Annotated in this window: 17 protein-coding genes, 1 riboswitch and 1 other annotated feature (1 of these 19 running past the window's edge); of the genes, 14 read left to right on the forward strand and 3 right to left on the reverse strand. The window is 28.7% G+C overall.

The window, feature by feature from the left end:
* Positions 1-194: a binding site (T-box leader), on the reverse strand (it extends 13 nt beyond the left edge of the window).
* 121 nt (positions 195-315) lie between these two features.
* A complete protein-coding gene (locus M4I33_RS07720; protein ID WP_257916246.1) occupies positions 316-717 on the reverse strand; it encodes an HNH endonuclease in 402 nt (133 codons plus the stop codon).
* 197 nt (positions 718-914) lie between these two features.
* Here M4I33_RS07720 and M4I33_RS07725 point away from each other — a divergent pair, with 197 nt between their 5' ends.
* Both M4I33_RS07725 and M4I33_RS07730 read left to right on the forward strand, forming a co-directional pair.
* A complete protein-coding gene (locus tag M4I33_RS07725) occupies positions 915-1,544 on the forward strand; it encodes a hypothetical protein (RefSeq protein WP_257916247.1) in 630 nt (209 codons plus the stop codon).
* 68 nt (positions 1,545-1,612) lie between these two features.
* Positions 1,613-1,770, forward strand: a riboswitch (SAM riboswitch).
* 98 nt (positions 1,771-1,868) lie between these two features.
* Complete coding sequence (locus tag M4I33_RS07730; protein WP_257916248.1) at positions 1,869-3,170, forward strand: Na+/H+ antiporter NhaC family protein; 1,302 nt, start codon at positions 1,869-1,871, stop codon at positions 3,168-3,170.
* Between the two features lie 45 nt (positions 3,171-3,215).
* Here the strand turns inward: M4I33_RS07730 and ispF are convergent, their stop codons facing one another.
* Positions 3,216-3,689, reverse strand: a complete 474-nt coding sequence (gene ispF / locus M4I33_RS07735) for a 2-C-methyl-D-erythritol 2,4-cyclodiphosphate synthase (protein ID WP_257916249.1) — start codon at positions 3,687-3,689, stop codon at positions 3,216-3,218.
* 313 nt (positions 3,690-4,002) lie between these two features.
* Between ispF and M4I33_RS07740 the strand changes: the two genes are divergently transcribed.
* From M4I33_RS07740 to M4I33_RS07765, 6 genes are all read left to right on the forward strand, one after another.
* Positions 4,003-4,434: a hypothetical protein gene (locus tag M4I33_RS07740; protein WP_257916250.1), complete on the forward strand. Its 432-nt coding sequence runs from the start codon at positions 4,003-4,005 to the stop codon at positions 4,432-4,434.
* A 183-nt stretch (positions 4,435-4,617) separates the two neighbouring features.
* Positions 4,618-5,178: an anti-sigma factor domain-containing protein gene (locus tag M4I33_RS07745; protein WP_257916251.1), complete on the forward strand. Its 561-nt coding sequence runs from the start codon at positions 4,618-4,620 to the stop codon at positions 5,176-5,178.
* Positions 5,179-5,203: 25 nt separating this feature from the next.
* Positions 5,204-6,034 carry a 23S rRNA pseudouridine(2604) synthase RluF gene (gene rluF / locus M4I33_RS07750; protein ID WP_257916252.1) on the forward strand — a complete coding sequence of 277 codons (831 nt, stop codon included), beginning with the start codon at positions 5,204-5,206 and terminating at the stop codon, positions 6,032-6,034.
* A gap of 215 nt (positions 6,035-6,249) precedes the next feature.
* Positions 6,250-6,966 carry a DUF3298 and DUF4163 domain-containing protein gene (locus M4I33_RS07755; RefSeq protein ID WP_257916253.1) on the forward strand — a complete coding sequence of 239 codons (717 nt, stop codon included), beginning with the start codon at positions 6,250-6,252 and terminating at the stop codon, positions 6,964-6,966.
* 27 nt (positions 6,967-6,993) lie between these two features.
* The gene (locus M4I33_RS07760) at positions 6,994-8,370 is read left to right on the forward strand and encodes an aldehyde dehydrogenase (RefSeq protein WP_257916254.1); all 1,377 of its coding nucleotides are present in this window, start codon (positions 6,994-6,996) and stop codon (positions 8,368-8,370) included.
* A 49-nt stretch (positions 8,371-8,419) separates the two neighbouring features.
* Positions 8,420-9,322 carry an ROK family protein gene (locus M4I33_RS07765; protein WP_257916255.1) on the forward strand — a complete coding sequence of 301 codons (903 nt, stop codon included), beginning with the start codon at positions 8,420-8,422 and terminating at the stop codon, positions 9,320-9,322.
* A 38-nt stretch (positions 9,323-9,360) separates the two neighbouring features.
* Here the strand turns inward: M4I33_RS07765 and M4I33_RS07770 are convergent, their stop codons facing one another.
* Positions 9,361-12,000, reverse strand: a complete 2,640-nt coding sequence (locus tag M4I33_RS07770) for a cation-translocating P-type ATPase (RefSeq protein WP_257916256.1) — start codon at positions 11,998-12,000, stop codon at positions 9,361-9,363.
* A gap of 375 nt (positions 12,001-12,375) precedes the next feature.
* Here M4I33_RS07770 and M4I33_RS07775 point away from each other — a divergent pair, with 375 nt between their 5' ends.
* The 6 genes from M4I33_RS07775 (at position 12,376) to pyk (ending at position 19,167) form a co-directional block, all read left to right on the forward strand.
* A complete protein-coding gene (locus M4I33_RS07775; RefSeq protein ID WP_257916257.1) occupies positions 12,376-13,047 on the forward strand; it encodes a response regulator transcription factor in 672 nt (223 codons plus the stop codon).
* A complete protein-coding gene (locus M4I33_RS07780) occupies positions 13,037-14,452 on the forward strand; it encodes a HAMP domain-containing sensor histidine kinase (RefSeq protein ID WP_257916258.1) in 1,416 nt (471 codons plus the stop codon). Before M4I33_RS07775 ends, M4I33_RS07780 begins: the two co-directional genes overlap by 11 nt.
* Complete coding sequence (locus M4I33_RS07785; RefSeq protein WP_257916259.1) at positions 14,442-15,221, forward strand: DUF3919 family protein; 780 nt, start codon at positions 14,442-14,444, stop codon at positions 15,219-15,221. Before M4I33_RS07780 ends, M4I33_RS07785 begins: the two co-directional genes overlap by 11 nt.
* Positions 15,211-16,179, forward strand: coding sequence for an extracellular solute-binding protein (locus M4I33_RS07790; protein ID WP_257916260.1), 969 nt, complete (start codon positions 15,211-15,213; stop codon positions 16,177-16,179). Before M4I33_RS07785 ends, M4I33_RS07790 begins: the two co-directional genes overlap by 11 nt.
* A 119-nt stretch (positions 16,180-16,298) precedes the next feature.
* The gene (locus tag M4I33_RS07795) at positions 16,299-17,624 is read left to right on the forward strand and encodes an MFS transporter (protein ID WP_257916261.1); all 1,326 of its coding nucleotides are present in this window, start codon (positions 16,299-16,301) and stop codon (positions 17,622-17,624) included.
* A gap of 124 nt (positions 17,625-17,748) precedes the next feature.
* The gene (gene pyk / locus M4I33_RS07800) at positions 17,749-19,167 is read left to right on the forward strand and encodes a pyruvate kinase (RefSeq protein ID WP_257916262.1); all 1,419 of its coding nucleotides are present in this window, start codon (positions 17,749-17,751) and stop codon (positions 19,165-19,167) included.
* Positions 19,168-19,276: the final 109 nt, after the last annotated feature.

Genomic DNA, 19,276 nt, shown 5'->3' on the forward strand with positions numbered 1-19,276 from the left:
ATAATACCCGTGGTTCCACTCTAGTTATTCTTAAAAAATAAGAATCACTCAATTTGTCGTAACGTGACAAAGACGGACTTGATTAGAGTCACTCCGAGGTAGTTTTCAGGTAAGCTCAAATAAAGATAATTACAGCGATATATCTTCTCTCTGAAAGTGAGATTTCACCTTACTCTTCTCATCAACGTGTTATTTATAAGTTAATTTATATCTAATTATAGTTATTAGATTTTAAGATGTCAATAAATAAAAAAAATTTATTTTATATGCAAATAGTATAAAATTTCTTAAAATCATAAATAATAATTAAAGTAATTAAATGCTATCTAAAAGCAATTTTAATTTTATATCTTCTAATATTTCATCTGTATAAAAGGAGCCACCCATAAAAGATAGGATAATATCATCCCTGTTAAAGCCTTCTTTATACAGTTTTATATTACGCGTTAATTTTTTTATTTTATTAGAGGTTGTACTAAAAATAATCATTAGTTCTTTTATAGAATAGTATCTTTTAGTTAGAATTTTATAAAGCTTCTTTTGAAGATTAATTTTATAAAAAAGATCTGTCTCTAAAGAGTGATGGGGTCCGTTTTTACCTCTGTGATGTTCCTCGCAAAGATACATATAATTTAATTCTATATCTAAACCGCCTTCACTGCGGTGAACGATGTGATGAATATCAGCAGGTTTTTTACAAATTTCACAAAAATACAAGTTTTAGCCTCCTAAAATGCAAAATAAATAAGTATATTACAATTATAAGATAAAAATATATAAATGTATATTTTATAAATATTTTAGTAAAAAAGGGTAAAAATCAAAATAAATGGTATAATATATTATATAGATTATTTGAAAGAAAGGTGATATTTATGAGGGAATCTTACAACACATTCGATTATTGGAGTGAAATGGTCGAAAAGAACAAGACAATTAGAGGTCATATGTTCATGAACACATTACCGAGCGAAAAATCTATTTACATGCACTCATTATGCTTCTCTAATAATAACGGCATTGAAAACGTATACGCATATTTTCCTAGTGCAAAAGCTCTTTTAGGGTATATTCAGTATTCTTTCTTACAAGAATTTTTTTATAAATGGATATATGGCACAGAAAAAGTATTTACAGACGTTCCTTTTGATACTGTAAGTAATACTATAGCAGATGGTCTTAGTAAGAAAAAGATAACAAAAGAAGAAGCTGATGAAATGCTTAAAGAATACAACGAAGTAAGAGCACTTTGGGACTCTCAAGATAGTGATATCGTTAGAGGGCTTGTTAAGTTTTCAAGAAAATTCAACAAATTTTGGTTAGGTGACAGTACTAAATTCTTATATCTAAAAGTCTATAAAACAACAGACGAACTTTGTGATTTCATAGAAGATGCATTAAAAATAAATACTGATATTGAAGAAAAATTCGGTGGATTAACTGTAGAAGAGTGGAAAGAAGTTTGCTTAAAAGCTCCAAGAGACAGAATAAAAGCAGGCGAATTAAGGGAAATATTCCTTAAAAAACTTTCTGAAACTATGTAAAACTTATTCTAAAAAAGTTGACAACTATATATATCATTGTTAGAATGAAAATCATAGAAAATTTAAAAGTCTTATCAAGAGTGGTGGAGGGACTGGCCCGATGAAACCCAGCAACCTTTGTAGTTGAAAGATAGTTACGTGTAGTGAGAAATCATTATGCGCATTTAGTATATCTATCTCTATATATTGGTGCTAATTCCAGCAGGTTATACCTGATAGATAAGAGGAGTATATTGTATTGTTATTTAAGCTTCTGATTCTATCGGAAGCTTTTTTGTTTTATACAAACTCTTGATAGACTTAAACTATTTGGAGGAGATAACAATGAAAGAAAAAAAAGGAAACATTTTTGCACTTTTGCCCTTATTAGTATTTATATTATCGTACATAGGAATAGCATATCTTGCTAAAGATTTTTATGCTGTTTCAGTTATAGTACCATTTTTAATATCAGCTATCGTTGCACTTATTATGAATAAAAAGGTGAATTTCGATAAAAAGCTTGAGATATTTTGCAAAGGGGCTGGAGAGCCTAACATAATCTTAATGATATTAATATTTGTTTTAGCAGGTGCTTTTGCAACTGTTGCAAAGGCTATGGGAGCTGTTGATTCTACAGTAAACTTAGGATTATCAATACTTCCAGGTAACATATTAGTTTCAGGTATATTTATAATAGCTTGCTTTATAGCACTTTCTGTAGGAACATCTATGGGAACTATAGTTGCACTTGTTCCTATAGCAGTTGGAATTTCAGAAAAAACAGGGATTCCTGTAGCTATAATAGTTGGGGCTGTAGTAAGTGGTGCTATGTTTGGGGACAACCTTTCTATAATATCAGACACTACAATTGCAGCAACTAGAACTCAAGGTTGTGAGATGAAGGACAAGTTTAAAATGAACTTTAAAATAGTTCTTCCGGCTGCAATAATAACAGCTATAATATTTGCAGTTATAACAGCAGGTTATGACACTTATTCTATAGGGAATTTTGATTACAGTTTAATAAAGATAGTACCTTATATAGGAGTAATAGTTACAGCTCTTTTAGGAGTTAATGTAATATTTGTTTTACTTGGAGGTCTTATTTTATCAGGAGCTATAGGGATTTTTACAGGAAGCTTAGATTTAATAACATTCTTTAAGAGCGCATCAGAAGGTATAGGTGGAATGAGTGAACTTATAATTATTTCAATAATAATTGCAGGAACAATAGCACTTATAAAATATAATGGCGGAATAGAATTTATATTAGAAAAAGGCTTAAAGAAATTTAAAACAAGGATGGGAGCAGAACTTGGAATAGGTTTCTTATCTGCGATTGTAGACGCTTGTACAGCAAACAATACTATTGCAATAGTAACAGTAGGTCCTATAGCAAAAGAGATATCAGATGAAACAGGTTTAGAAGGAAAGAGAGTAGCTGGAATAATGGATATGTTTTCTTGTACAGTTCAAGGAATAATTCCATACGGAGCTCAGTTAATTTCAGCAGCGGGACTAGCCGGCTTATCACCTTTTGCTATTATGAAATATTTATACTATCCATATTTAATGGGAATATCAGCTATAATAGCTATAGTTATATATTGGAGTAGAAGAAAAGAAGAAAATAAAATTATATAAATTAAAAAGGTTTTTCACTTTTGTGAAAAACCTTTTGTTTTATGTTTAGATTTTTGTTAGTAAAGTTATACTTTGAGAAGAGATTCCAAGTCCTTCACCAGTAAAACCTAAGCCTTCTTCAGTCGTAGCTTTAACATTAATTTTATCTAAATCAATATCTAATGCTTTAGAGATATTTTCTCTCATACTTTGTATGTGAGGAGCCATTTTTGGTCTTTGTGCTATTATAGTTGCGTCTATGTTATTTATTGAGTAATTATTTTCTTTTAATAATTTACCTACATGTTCTAATAATTTAATACTAGAAATTCCTTTATATTTAGGATCAGTATCTGGGAAATGTTTTCCGATATCCCCAAGTGCAGAAGCTCCAAGTAAGGAATCCATAATAGCATGAACTAAAACATCAGCATCTGAATGACCTAAAAGACCAAGTTCGTAAGGAATTTTAACTCCTCCTAAGATAAGGTCTCTTTCTTTAACTAATTTGTGGACATCATACCCTTGACCTATACGCATATAATCACCTCTTATGTGTTAATTATTTCTTCTATAAGTTTAACATAAAAGAAAATTATAAATAAGTATAGGTAAGATACCTTTCGCCTTTTATATCTAAAATCAACATATATAATATTTGAATTCATATTAAACCTATAAAACATTGATTAATATATTATATAAATATTTCCAAAAAGTGATTATTATTTTATTTTTAATGTTAATTTATTTAAAATAAGAAGATATTTAAGGTATAATTATTACATAATAGCTTAATAAAAAATATAAAAATTTATATATAGACAACGTTTTTTGGGGGGAGGGTTTGTGCGTGGAAAAATTCGAAAAGAATAAATACAGTTTTAGCGAAGATTCACCGGCCTTATTTGCAGTTGGTGAATCTATAGACGCGGCTAGAAGAAAACAAATAAATGAAATAATAAACGAATTATATGATTATAAAGTTTTACTTAAAGACCTTGTAGTATTAGAGCCAAGCATTAAACAAAGAAATATAATTTTAAATTTAGCTCTTTATATAACAAGTAACTTAGAAATATTAGAAAAATTTCAAAAAGATAAAGAGTTACCTATAAGAGAATTAAGAAGAACTACCTTTATATCTAAAAGTTTTGTTGAAAGATGGAATGATTATTTAATTGCATATATAGTTATATTTGCAAATCCTTATTATAAATTAGTTCAAGACTATCTTAGAATAACGGAAAATGGACAAATCATAGAAATAGAAGAGGTAGAATAAGTAAAAGAAACATATGAAAGCGATAATAAAGTAGTTAGCTTAGATGTTGAAAAAAAAGAAGAAGATAAAGATAGTGAAGAATCTGAAGAATCTAAAGAAGAAATAGATGAAACTTTAGATAATGATACTTAAAGTGATTTTGATAATGTTATAAGTATTACAAAAGGAATAGAAAATAAAGGTATGGTTTTATCTCTAACTAAAAGAATTATGTATCTTTTAACTAGTGTTGGAGAATTCAAAAAAGTTAAAAGGGATAAAGATTCAAAAGTTGGAAGAGAAGGCTTTGGAACTAAGAAAAAGAGTTTAAAGGATTTTAAAATCCCTATAGCTATAGTTATTCTTTTAATAATAACTGGAGTTTCTGTTTTTTATCATCAATATAAAAAGATAGATAGCACGATTTTAATAAAAACTACATCACAAGTTAAGCTTGATGTTAATCCTTTTGGTAGAGTAATCTATATTTATTCTTCAACGGACAGAGGAAAAGAAATGTTAAATGAATTAGGAGGCTTAAACGAAGATTTTGATGAAGTTTTAAGAAATGTGCTTAAGTATTCTAAAGATAATGGTATGGTGCCAGAAGGAAGAATATTTGTATCTATTACTGGCGACCCTATAAAATATGGTATGCTTGAAAAAACAGGAAGGTATATTATAGATAATAAAATAGAATTAGTAATAAATAATGCAGGAACAGAGCACAAGCTAAATGAAATAATGCAAAAAGAAAATAGTTAAACTTAAAATTTATCGAGGTATATTAATGAGCAAAAGAAGATTTAAAAATAATAATAATTCAAATATTGAATATAAACCTAAAAAAACTAAAAAGCCTAAAGTAGATGCTAAAAAGATAATAGTTCACGAAGATAGAAGTGAAGAAATAAGGCTAAATAAATATATAAGTGAAACTGGAATTTGTTCTAGAAGAGAAGCAGATAAACTTATAGAGTCTGGAAGAGTTTATATAAATGGTGAGAAAGCATCTATGGGAACTAAAGTTAAATCTTCAGATAAGGTAAAAGTAGATGGAAAGCTTATTTCAAAAGAAGAGGAATTAGTTTATATAGTTTTAAATAAACCAGTTGGAATAACTTGTACTACAGAAAAGAAGATAAAAGGTAATATTGTTGATTTTATAAATCACGAAAAAAGAATATTTAATATAGGAAGGTTAGATAAAGATTCAGAAGGATTAATTTTTATGACTAATGACGGAGATATAGTCAATAAGATTTTAAGAGCTGGAAACAACCACGAAAAAGAATATATAGTAACAGTAGATAAAAAAATAGATGAAAATTTTATAAAGAGAATGGGTAATGGAATAAAGATTTTAGATAAAGTAACTAAAAAATGCCTTGTATCTAAAGAAAATGCATATACTTTTAGAATTATTTTAACAGAAGGAATGAATAGGCAGATAAGAAGGATGTGCGAAGCTTTAGGGTATGAAGTTAAAAAGCTTAAAAGAATTAGGATTATGAACGTAAAACTCGATGGTTTAAGAACTGGAGAGTGGAGATATATGACAGAGGGTGAACTTAAAGGAATAAATAAACTTATCAGAAGTTCATCTAAAGAAAAAGAATAATACGAACGAAAGCAACCACAAAAACTTAAATGTTTGTGGTTGTTTTTTTATTTATTGAAGAAAAGGAATAAAATTACTAACATTATTCACAATTGCCTGTGGATAACTTGTTTAAAACTTGTTGATACTGCTGTAGATAATATTTGGAAAATAGGGAATGATATAAGAAAAGATAATATTTCTAAAAAAAATGTAGAAAAAGGATAGTGGTGAAAATGAGAAAAAGGACATGTAAAGGGTTTTTGTTTTTGTGGATAAGTCTAATAACTTTACTTTTTGCACAGACCCTGTTGATAAGTGCAAATGCCCTTCAAACAGATGTGGAAATAGTTAAGACGAATGATATTGAAAGTTCTAATAAATGCTTAGAAGTTAAAGTTAAAATCCCGATTTTAGAGTCGGAAAATCTAAAACATACAAGTAACGAGATAGATATGTGGACTAAAGGGTGGATAAACGATACTAAAGTTGTTATAAATGAGTACAAAAAAACAGGTTATATCTGTAATTACCCATTTCAGCTTTACGCTGAATATTCTGTTACTGAAAACAAAAAAGATGTTTTAAGCTTTTTTATTGACTATTACCAATTCACAGGTGGAGCTCACGGTATAACTACTAAAAGAGCTTATACTTTAGATAGAAAAACAGGCTATTCATTAACTTTAGATAAATTATTTAAAAAGGGTTACGATTATAAAAAAGTAATAAATTCAGAAATTAAAAGTCAAATTTCAAAAGATAAAGAAAAGTATTTTGATAGCGGTGCTTTATTTAAAGGAGTAGATGAAAACACAAAATTTTATTTAAATGGAGAAAATTTAGTTATATATTACGGATCTTACGAAATAGCACCTTACGCGTCAGGCTTACCTGAGTTTAATATTCCTTTAAAGATGTTTAATACTAATTATTTATATTATAATAAATAATAAATCAAACTTAAGAGGTGAAAAACTATGGGGGATTTAGAAAGATCATTTAATATTCAAAAAGAATACTTTAAAAAAGGACACACAAAAGATTTAGATTTTAGAATAAATAAACTAAATCTTTTAAAAAAAATAATAAAAGAAAATGAAGAAAAAATATTAGAAGCTTTAAAAAAGGATTTAGCAAAGTCGTATTTTGAAGGATATATGGCTGAAATTGGAGTTGTTTACGACGAGATAAACCTTCACATAAAAAAGCTAAAAAGCTTTGCAAAAAGAAAGAGGGTAAAAAGTTCTATAGTTTACTTTCCATCAAGAAACTATATCTACAAAGAGCCTTACGGAGTAGTTTTAATAATAGGACCTTTTAATTATCCTTTTCAACTACTTATAGCTCCCCTTATAGGAGCGATTTCAGCTGGTAACTGTGCAATCTTAAAGCCTTCTGAAGCTTCTATAAACACAGCAAAAGCTTTAGAAGAAATAATAAATAAAAACTTTAAAGAAGAGTATATTAAAGTTGTTGCGCCTTCAGAAGGAAAAGAAGCAGTTTCTAAGCTTTTAAGCTTTAAATTCGACTACATCTTCTTTACAGGTAGTATAAAAGTCGGAAAGATTGTTATGAAAGAGGCCTCTAAAAACTTAATTCCTGTAACGTTAGAACTTGGAGGCAAAAGCCCCTGCATTATAGATAAAGATGCAAACTTAAAACTAGCTGCAAAAAGAATAGTTTGGGGAAAGCTTTTAAATGCAGGCCAAACTTGCGTAGCACCTGATTATTTAGCGGTTCATAAAGAAATAGAAGAGGAGTTTTTAAATCTTTTAGTAAAAGAAATAGAGCTTCAGTACGGTAAAAACCCTAAAGAAAGTCCAGACTTCCCTAGAATAATAAGAGAAAGTGATGTAAAAAGACTCTCTGATTATTTAAAATGCGGAGAACTTTTCTACGGAGGAGAAGTAAAGATAAAAGATAAATACGTTAGTCCAACTATCCTTAAAAACGTAGACTTAGAAAGTCCTATAATGCAAGAAGAGATATTTGGACCTATTTTTCCGACCCTAACTTTTGAAAAATTAGAAAGCATAATAGATTTCATAGAAGAAAAAGAAAAGCCTTTAGCTTTATATTATTTTTCTGAAAGTAGAGAAAAGATTGATTATATCCTAAGTAACACTTCTTCAGGGGGAGTAACTATTAACGACACTGTAATTCACGTAGCGACGCCGAGCCTTCCTTTTGGAGGAGTTGGTAATAGTGGTATGGGAGCTTATCACGGAGAAGAAAGCTATTTAACTTTTTCTCACAAAAAGTCAGTTTTAGTTAGAGGGACGTTTATTGAATTCCCTATAAGATTTGCACCTTTTAAAAACAAATTACAATTGCTTCGAAAAGTTATGAAATAAATAGAAGTTTTTAGAAGAATATGGTAATGTAAGGGTGGAGGGGATTATTATGAAAAATATATTAGCTTTTGATATAGGTGGAACAAAAGTAAAGTATGGGATAGTAAATACTGCAGGTAAAGTACTTAAAAAAGATACTTTTGATACTGATTGTTCCTCAGAAGAAGCATTCTTAAAGCCTATACTAGAAATTATAAACAAAGAAAAAGAAATACAAGAATTAGAAGGCGTTGGAATTAGTATGCCTGGATTTATAGATGCTGAAAAAGGTATTCCTACAGTTTGTTATGCAATTAAATGTATGGAAGGAAAAAGTATTACAGATATAATAGCACTTAAAACAGGTTTTAAAGCGAGTGTTGAAAATGACGGTAACTGCGCAGCTTTTGCAGAAAAGTTTAACGGAAACGCACTTAACTGTTCAGATTTCATATGTGTAACTATTGGAACTGGAATAGGTGGAGGTATTTACTTAAACGATAGGATAGTTAGGGGAAATAGCTTTAGAGCTGGAGAGTTTGGATTTATGGTTTGCGAAGGCTTAAACAAAGAAAAGATAGAAGATTCTATAATAAGTGCAAACGCTTCTACTAGATCCTTAGTTTTAGATTATATGAAATACAAAAATATGGACCCTAAAGATATAGTTGAAGGGTATGAAGTTTTTGAAAAAGCTAAAGAAGATCAAAACGTTAGAGAAATAATAAATAACTGGTATAGAAAAATAGCTTTAGGAGTTGTGAATCTATCAGCTACTTTAAACCCAGAGAAGATCTTAATAGGTGGAGGAGTTAGCGCTAGAGAAGATTTCATAAAAGAAATTGAAAGGTGCGCAAACGAAATCCCTTGGTGGAAAGATATAAGTTCTAAGATAGAAGTTTGTAAACACAGAAACGATGCAGGTCTTATAGGAGCTGCTTACAATTTTATAATAGAGTCATTAAACAGATAAAAACAAAAGGTGCCAAAATTTTGGCACCTTTATTTTTATTAGATTGAAGCTTTTTCTTCTTCTGAATCTTCTTTTTGGAAGAAATCTAAGAATACTTTAACACCTTGAATTATAACTGTAGGTAAGAATGCTAATAAGTAAATTAAGCCTATATTACCAATGTTTAAAGGTGCAACTTCAAATAATTTTTGAAGTGGTGGTACAAACAATACAGCATTTAAAAGTACAGCTCCTGTTAAGAAAGCATACCAGCTGAATTTGTTTGTAAATAAACCAATTTTAAATATAGACTTTTTACCACGACAGTTGAATCCGTGGAATAATCTAGCTAAACATAAAGTTGCAAATGCCATAGTACTTCCTACAGCTTCACCACCAACATTTAAGCCGATATGGAAAGCTACTAATGTAAATATAGCAATTACTAAGCCTTCAAGTGCGATTTCTTTTATGAAATCTTTTGTTAAGATAGATTCCTTACTATCTCTAGGCTTGTCTTTTAATAAGTCTTTAGAAGGCTTTTCAACACCTATAGCAATAGCAGGTAAACTATCTGTTAAAAGGTTAATAAATAATAAGTGTACAGGATGAAATGGTACTGGAAGTGCAGCAAGTGTTGCATATAAAACTGCGATTATTCCAGACGTATTACCTGAAAGTAAGAACTTAATTGAGTTCTTAATGTTAGAATACACATTTCTTCCATTAGTAACAGCTTTTACGATAGTTGCAAAGTTATCATCTGTAAGTATCATTGAAGCAGCATCTTTAGAAACTTCAGTTCCTGTAATACCCATAGCGATACCTATATCAGCTTGTTTAAGTGCTGGAGCATCATTAACTCCGTCACCTGTCATAGCAACGATTTTGCTCTTATTTTGCCAAGCGTTAACTATTCTTATTTTGTGTTCAGGTGAAACCCTAGCATAAACTGATATGTGTTCAAGTTTTCTATTTAATTCTTCATCTGACATTTTATCAAGTTCAAGACCTTCTATAGCCATATCGCCATCTTGTAAAATACCTATTTGTTTTGCAATAGCAGAAGCTGTGATTTTGTGGTCTCCTGTTATCATTATAGGTTTTATACCAGCTGTTATACAGTCACGAACAGCTTCAGCAGATTCAACTCTTGGAGGGTCAATCATAGAAATTAATCCTATAAAAGTATATCCATTTTCATCTTCTAATGATAAATCACGTATTTCAGGTATTTCTTTATAAGCAAAAGCTAATACTCTAAGTCCGTTTTGAGAAAGTTTCATATTTGTATTTATTATGTTTCTCTTATCTTCTTCTGTTATAGGACGTACCCCATCAGAAGTTAGTATATTTGTTATTCTATTAAGTAGTACATCAAAAGCACCTTTTGTAAATAATGTGTTTTTACCATCTATCTTATGAAGAGTACTCATAAGTTTTCTGTCTGAATCAAAAGGTATTTCTTTTAATCTTTCAAAGTTACTTATTAAATCAAGTTCTTTTACATTATATAGATGTGCTAAGTTAACAAGTGCAACTTCTGTTGGGTCACCAATCTCTTTTCCGTCTATAGAAGTAGAGTCGTTACAAAGAACAGCACTATCTAAAAGATATTTGCAAGGTTTACTATTTAAATCTAAATCTTTTGAATCTATAAGTTTTGAATCAACATATAATTCTTTAGTAGTCATTTTGTTTTGAGTTAAAGTACCAGTTTTATCTGAACATATAATTGAAACTGATCCTAAACCTTCAACAGCTTTTAAAGATTTAATAATAGCATTTTCTTTTGCCATTTTTTGAGTTCCAATAGCTAGTACAATTGTTACAATTGAACTTAAAGCTTCTGGAATAGCAGCAACAGCTAAAGCAACAGCAAACATTAATGAATCTAAAACTGGAGTGTTTCTGTAAACACTTAATCCAAAAACAACTGCACATATAACTAAGATTACAATAGCAAGCTTTTTAGAGAAATCATCCATACTTATTTGAAGTGGTGTTTTCTTTTCTTGAGTTTGTTCCATTAAAGTTGCGATTTTACCAAGTTCAGTATTCATACCAGTAGATGTGACTACAACAAGTGCACGTCCATAAGTTACAAGTGAACTTGAAAATACCATATTGATTTGATCTCCTAAAGCAACCTCGTCTTTATCTATTAAATCAGAAGTTTTAGTAACACTTTCTGACTCACCAGTTAAAGCACTTTCAGCTACTTGAAGAGAATAGTTTTCTATAATTCTTCCGTCAGCACAAACTAAATCTCCAGCTTCTAAAACTAAGATATCACCAGGGACAATGTCCTTAGATTCAATTTCAACTTTAATTCCGTTTCTCATAACTTTTGCATGAGGTGCAGAGAGTGCCTTAAGACTTCCAAGTGATTGTTCAGCCTTTACGTGTTGAACAGTTCCAAGTATTGCATTAAGAATAATTACTGCAAAAATTACTATAGTACTTTCAATTTCACCAGTTGCCATAGAAATTATTCCTGCAATGATAAGGATAATAACTAAAAGGTCTTTAAATTGTTCTAAAAATACAGTAACTAAGCTTTTCTTTTTCTTTTCGTTTAATGCATTAGGTCCATATTTTTCTTTATGCATTTCTAAAGTACTATTGTCTAGACCGTTTTTAGAAGTATTAAATTCTTTTAAAACGCTGTCTGTACTTTTATTAAAATAATTAGCCATAAAAACTCCTCCTAAATTAATTATTTATTTTAAATAGTTCATTTTAAAAAAGGGTAAATAAAAAGACTTTTAATATAAATATCCTAAAAAAAGATACTTATATTAAAAGTCTCGTAACCACTACGGTATATAACACCAGGCAAAAGCCGAGAATGTTGACGTTATATTTTTTACTACTCCCCTTTAAAAAAAGAAATATTTATTTTGTTTTACCTTTATATATTTAAGATATTCTTTTTGAATAAAAATGTCAATCGGTATAACATAAAATTAACAAAAAAACGCTTATAAATAATTTGTAAACATTTAAAATAAAAGATTTTTTTTTTATGACTTTATTGCATAATTAGAATGAAACTTACAGGAGGTTAATTTATGAAGGTATTAGTAGTAGATGATGAAGAAAGCATATTAAAAATGCTGAATATTACTTTGGAAGTTGCAGGATATGAGGTTTTATTAGCTAAAGATGCAGTTACAGCATTAGATATAATTTTAGAAAAATCACCTGATGTAATAGTATTAGATGCTATGCTTCCAGATATAAGTGGGTTTAATCTTATACCAAAAATAAAAAAAATAAAAGACATACCAATTATTATGTTAACAGCTAAATGTGATATTAATGATAAATTATTAGGTCTTAAGCTAGGTGCTGACGATTATATAACAAAGCCCTTTAATAGCACTGAACTTATACTTAGAATAAATGTAGTAAAAAAACGTATTGTTAAAAATAAAGATTTAGATAATGAAATAATAGAAGTTGGAAATATCAGAGTTTTAATAGATCAAAAGAAAGTTTTAATTAATGGAGAAGATATTAATTTAACTTATAAGGAATTCCAACTTTTAAATTATCTTTGTAAAAATAAAGGGAAGGTTTTTTCAAGAGATGAGCTTTTGATAAAGGTTTGGGGATATGATTTTGAAGGAACGACTAGAACAGTTGATATGCTAGTTAGAAGGATTAGAAAGAAACTAGGGGATGAGCAAGGTTACATAAAAACAATCTATGGATTAGGTTATAAGGTAGATGATAAATAAATTTATAAAATTAAACATAAAAAGAAAGATAATACTTATGAGTGCTGTAGTGATAATTCCTATAATTATTATAATGAGCATTTTAACTTTAAAGATTTTAAATTATAACCTTTTAAAAAGTTCTATAGATTCTCTTCTTGCAGAAAGTAAGTCAGCTCAAATCTACGCTCAAAATATTATAAATGAAAATAAAGAAGAGGATATAAATATAATAATTAAGGATTATTCGCCATTTATATGTAATGAACTTAAAGAAATGTTTGATTTAAGAGTTCAATTTTTTGATAATTCAGGTTCTTTAATTTATGACACTGATAACGGAAAAGATATTTCGAGGTATTTTGATGATATAGGGGAAGGCGTTAGTGGCAACAAAGCTTATATAGTTAAAAAGGATGAAGGAATACCTTATATATTTGTATCGTCACCCTTATTTTTTAAAGGAGAAGTTTGTGGCGCTATAAGATTTGTATATAAAGATATTGGAACCTTTAATGTAGTTAGAAACTCATTTTATGTTGTTCTTTTAGTTGCAATGATGTTTATAATTTTAGGAATATTTTTATTTAATAAGCTTGCAAGAAAAATAACAACACCCCTTGAAGAACTTACTGATTATTCAGGGGAAATATCTAAAGGCAATTATGATAAAAAGGTAAATATAAAAAGCGGGGATGAAATTGAAGTATTAGCAGATACTTTTAATGAAATGAGTGAAAATATAAAAATATATACAAGCGAGATAAAAAAGTCATATAGGAATCAAAAAGAGTTTTTTGATAATATATCTCATGAATTTAGAACTCCTTTAACATCTATAATTGGGTTTTCAGATATAATTCCAAAGCTTGAAAAAAAGGCTCAAATAGATGAAAGTTCTATGTATATAAAAAAAGAAGGGGAAAGGCTTCTAGATTTAGTTAATGAAATATTAGCTATTGCTAAAAATGAAAATGAAGCATTTCAAATAAAGAATGAGTTTATAAATATAAAAACAATTATAGAAGAAGTAGAAGGTTTACTTAGTAACAGGATAAATAATTATCATATAGTCCTTGAAGACAATTCTATTATTAATTTTGTTTATTGTGATTACAACAAAACTAAACAAGTATTTTTAAATATTTTAGATAATGCTATTAAATATAGCGGGTGTGAAGTTATTTCTATTTCTTCTGAAAAATTTAATGATAGATACGAAGTTATAATTAAGGATGATGGAGTAGGATTTGACACTGACAATCCTAAAAGTGAAAATAGTACAGGATTTGGTTTAAAGATTTGCAAAGATATAATGCAAAATCAAAATGGTGATTTTAAAATAGAGAGTGAACCTTATGAAGGAACTGTTTGTAGAGCTATATTTTATAAACATAATAAAATAAAGGAGAAATATGAAAAATAATATTAAAATAATAATAGCAAGTGGAGTTTTGATTTCTTTAATTGTAAGTATATATATTTTTGTAAGTTATAGTGAAAATTTTGATAAAGTTACTGTAGTTGAAAAGAAAGCAGACGCTTTAAAATCTATAAATACATCAATTCCAAAAGAAATAGTTATAAGCACAAAATTTTATAGGAAAACAGTTATAACAAGTAAACTTAAAATAGATGAGATTTTAGAATCAATAAATTCTATTATGAATTCAGACTATAAAAGTGATGACATATCAGAAAAAGATAGCTCAGCCTATACCGTTAAAGGAAAGATTTATTACAACAACAAAGTTGATGAATTTACATTAAATAATGTTTTAACGTTTAATGGTAAAGAATATAAGACAAGCTCCTATAAATTAAATACCTTGCATAGAAAACTATTTAATTATTTTAATACATATAAGCATATTATAGATATATTAAATACAGATAACTCGAGTGTTTATTTATTAAAGGGAGAGAAAGAGGAGCTACTTAATAAAGAAAGAAAAAATTCTCTTATAAAAAAGCTTAAAAGCTTAAAATCTATGAGTGATACAGATAAGCTTAATAATACTAGTATAAGAGATAAAAAGTTATATACATTAAAAATTAAAATTAATAACGATATAAAAAATAAAACAAATAATTTAGTTTTTATAGATATATATGAAAATTATGTAGTTGTACAGTTTTTAGCAGATGATAATGGTGAAAAAATATATATGGAGGGAAGAATAGGTGAAGTTTGAAAAATCTAAAATAATAATTATTATAGTTATCCTCTCTATATTTTTAGTTTTTTTTATAAGCAATAAAAATAAAGAAAATAATTTAAAAGATAACCATTTAGTAGTCTATTCTTGCTTAAGGGCAGAGGAAACTAAATCTATTTTAGAATTATTTAAAAAGCAAACGGGCTGTTCTTATGAGTACATACAGCTTCCAACAGAAGAAGCTGTTCGAAGAATTGAAGACGAAAAAGAAGATCCTAAAGCAGATTTGTTTTTAAGTGGTACCAGTTCAAGTTTAATAAGGCTTGCAAAATCCAAAGATATTGTAAATTATATAGCACAAGAAGATAAAAATATAGCAAGTGAATTAAAAGACCCTTACGGAAGATGGGTTGCATTTGAATTTCACCCTTTTGCTATAGTTATAAATAAAGATAGTAAGATAGATATTCCAAAAAGTTTTGAAGATTTAGGTGATGAAAAATATAAAGGAAAAATAATTATGCCAAACCCTTTAACATCAGGAACAGGGTATAGCTTTATAAATTATATTTATAATAGAAAAGAACCTAAGGAATCGGAGGATTTAATTAAAAATATAAGATCTAATGCAGACCTTTTGACAACTAGAGGTTATAATGTAGTTCAAAATGTAGCTTCAGGTGAGTACCCTATAGGAATAGCTTATTTAAGTAATATAAATCTAATGAAAAGAACAGTTTCTAATATAGAAGCTGTGGTTCCAAAAGACACAGGTATAGATATTCATGGAGTAGGAATAATAAATAAGAAAAATGTTTCTAAGGCATCAAAAGCTTTTGTTAATTTTATAATTTCTAAAGATACTCAAGAAGAACTTGAAAATATTTCTTCAGCAATACCAGCTGCCAAGTATAGTGAGTATAACAATATTTACAAATTTAAAATATTAGATGATTCTTCTGAGGGAATTGATATATGGAAACGTATAAAATAGATAAAAACATCACAAATGTTACATTTCTAATACATTTGTGATGTTTTTCTGTTATTTTGAGATATTAATATAAACGTGTAGAAAAGATTAAGTGAAAAAATTAATGAGGAGGTAATTAAATGATAAACTTTTTAAAACCTGCTAAACCTATTGCACGTTTACCAGAAGAGAAGGTAAAAAAGACATATACTAAATATCGTATTGAGATGTTTATTTTAATTATGATAGGATATATGCTTTATTATGTAGTTAGAAAAAACTTTAATATTGCATCGCCATTATTAGTAGAAAACCTACATTTCTCAAAAACAGAAATCGGATTTATAAGTAGTTCATTTGCAGTATCATACGGATTAAGTAAATTTGCACTAGGAACTTTAGCAGACAGATCAAATGTAAAAAGATTCTTATGCGTAGGACTTATAGGGTCAGCATTAGTAAACTTTGGACTTGCATTTTCAAAGTCTATTTGGTTATTTGCACTTTTAATGGTTCTTAACGGAATATTCCAAGCTATGGGGGCACCAGCATGTCACATAGTTATTGGTAAGTGGTTCCATAAAAAAGAACGTGGACTTAAAATGAGTGCATGGAACACAGCTCATAACTTAGGTGGTGGACTTGCAGGACCTTTAGGAACATTATCATTATTTATATTTGGTGCTAATTGTTATCAAAGTATATTTTTCTTCCCGGCTATAATAACTATAGTTGTAGCAGTTTGCCTTTTATTCTTAGGTGCGGATACACCAGAATCAGTAGGGCTTCCTTCAGTTCAAGAATATTATGGAGATGAAGTATTAGAAGAAGAGAAAAATGTAAATGCAAGCACATTAAGTGTTAAAGAAATAATATTTAAATATGTACTTACAAACAAGTTTATTTGGATATTAGCAATAACAAATATATTTATATACTTAGTTAGACAAGGTGTAGTTAACTGGATTCCTATATATTTAACAGAGGCCAAACACTTTACATTAGAAGATGCAAACTGGGCAATGATGGTCTTTGAGTACGCAGCAATACCATCAACTATATTAATAGGTTGGTTATCTGATGCGGTATTTAAAGGAAATAGAGCGCCACTTGGTATTATTTGTATGGTAGGTGTTATTGGAGCATTAATACTATATTGGAAAACTGATAGTTACCTATTCACAATGATTTCAATTGCAATAGTAGGTTGTTTAATTTATGGACCTGCAATGCTCATTAATATGAGTTTGGTAGACCTGGTGCCTAAATTTGCAGTGGGTTCCGCAGACGGATTTGCAGGACTTACAGCATATCTTATAGGACAAATGAATGCAGACCTTTTATTAGGATTCTTTGCTGATAAATTCGGCTGGAATGGTGCATTTATGTATATGTTAGCTGGTGCGGTTTGTGCACTAATCGGGTTAATAGTATTACAAGTTGCAGTTAAAAGAAGTAAAAAATAAAAAACATTTTAAAACTAAACAAAACCAATAATTACTTAAATTACTTTAAATTATATATTCTTAAATTGGAACTTAGCTTTAATAGTTAAGTTCCTTTTATAAAAACATGGTAGAGGTGAGAGGTATGCAAAAGTCTAAAATGATTTTTACTATAGGCCCTTCAAGTGATAATGAAGATACTATAAGAGAGTTTATAAAAAATGGGATGAGCACAGCTAGATTAAATTTTTCTCATGGAACTCATGAGAGCCACAAAAAAGTTATTGAAAAAATAAGTTCAATAAGAAAAGAATTAAGAAGATCTACAGGAATACTTGCAGATATAAAGGGACCTAAAATAAGACTTGGAGCATTTAGCTCTTTAAAAATAGAACTACATAAAGGTGATGTATTTTCTTTCTCTTGTGAAGATGATGAATTAATTGGAGATGAAGATATGTGCGTAGTTTCTTATAAGGAACTTTATAAAGAAGTAAAACCTTTTGATATTATATTAGTTGATGATGGCTTAATGGAATTTAGAGTTTTAGAGATAAAAGATAAAGATATTGTTTGCGAAGCATTAACAAACGGAGTTATATCAGACCACAAAGGGGTTAGTGTTCCTAATATAAAAATTGGACTTCCTGCAATAACTGAAAAAGATAAAAAAGATTTGGCGTTTATAGCCCAAAATGTAGTAGATTTTGTAGCAGCATCGTTTGTAAGAAAGCCTTCAGATATTTTAGAATATAAAGCTATACTTAAATCTCACGGAAGAGATGATATAAAAGTTATAGCTAAGATAGAAAGTACTGAAGGAATAGAAAATATAGATAAAATTATAGAAGTCTCTGACGGAATTATGATAGCAAGAGGCGATATGGGAGTGGAAATCCCAGTGGAAAAAGTACCTTTAGTTCAAAAAACTATAATAGAAAAATGTAATAAAGCTAATAAAATAGTTATTACAGCAACCCAAATGTTAGATTCAATGATAAGAAACCCAAGACCAACAAGAGCAGAAATCACAGATGTTGCAAATGCAATATTAGATGGAAGCGATGCGATAATGCTTTCGGGGGAGAGCGCTTCAGGTTTATATCCTATAGATGCAGTTAAAACTATGGGGAAAATAGCAAAAGATGCAGAAAAGTATTTAGACTTTCATAAGACTATGGAAAAGTTTAAAGATGAAGAGTTAAATAGTTTTAACGAACTAATAAGTTTTTCTGTTATTGAAGCTATTAGTAAATCAGATATAAAAGCAATTGTAGTTAAGATGACAAGTAGAGGGGATAAAGTTAAAAATATTTCAAAATATAGACCAAAGTCTCCGATTCTTGCTATAACAAGTGATGAAAGTTTAGCAAGGTCAATAAGTCTTGAGTTTGGAGTTATTCCAGTTGTGGAGTCTGGAGTAACTTTAGAAAACTTAGAAGAGTTCTCAAGAGATTTAGTACTTAAAAAAGGATTTGGCAAAAAGGGAGATTCTATTTTAGTTGTGAGCGAAGGTAAAGATAAACATGGAAACAATAGTACCCTAAAATTTGAAACAATATAGATTACTTATATTAAGAGAAGTTACATTTTATATGTAGCTTCTTTTTAAATTTACAAGAAATTATAAAATTATAGTTAAAATAAGTTTGAAATTTAATACGTAAATAAGG

The sequence above is a fragment of the Clostridium sp. LY3-2 genome, assembly GCF_024705715.1.
Taxonomy (GTDB): Bacteria; Bacillota; Clostridia; order Clostridiales; family Clostridiaceae; genus Clostridium.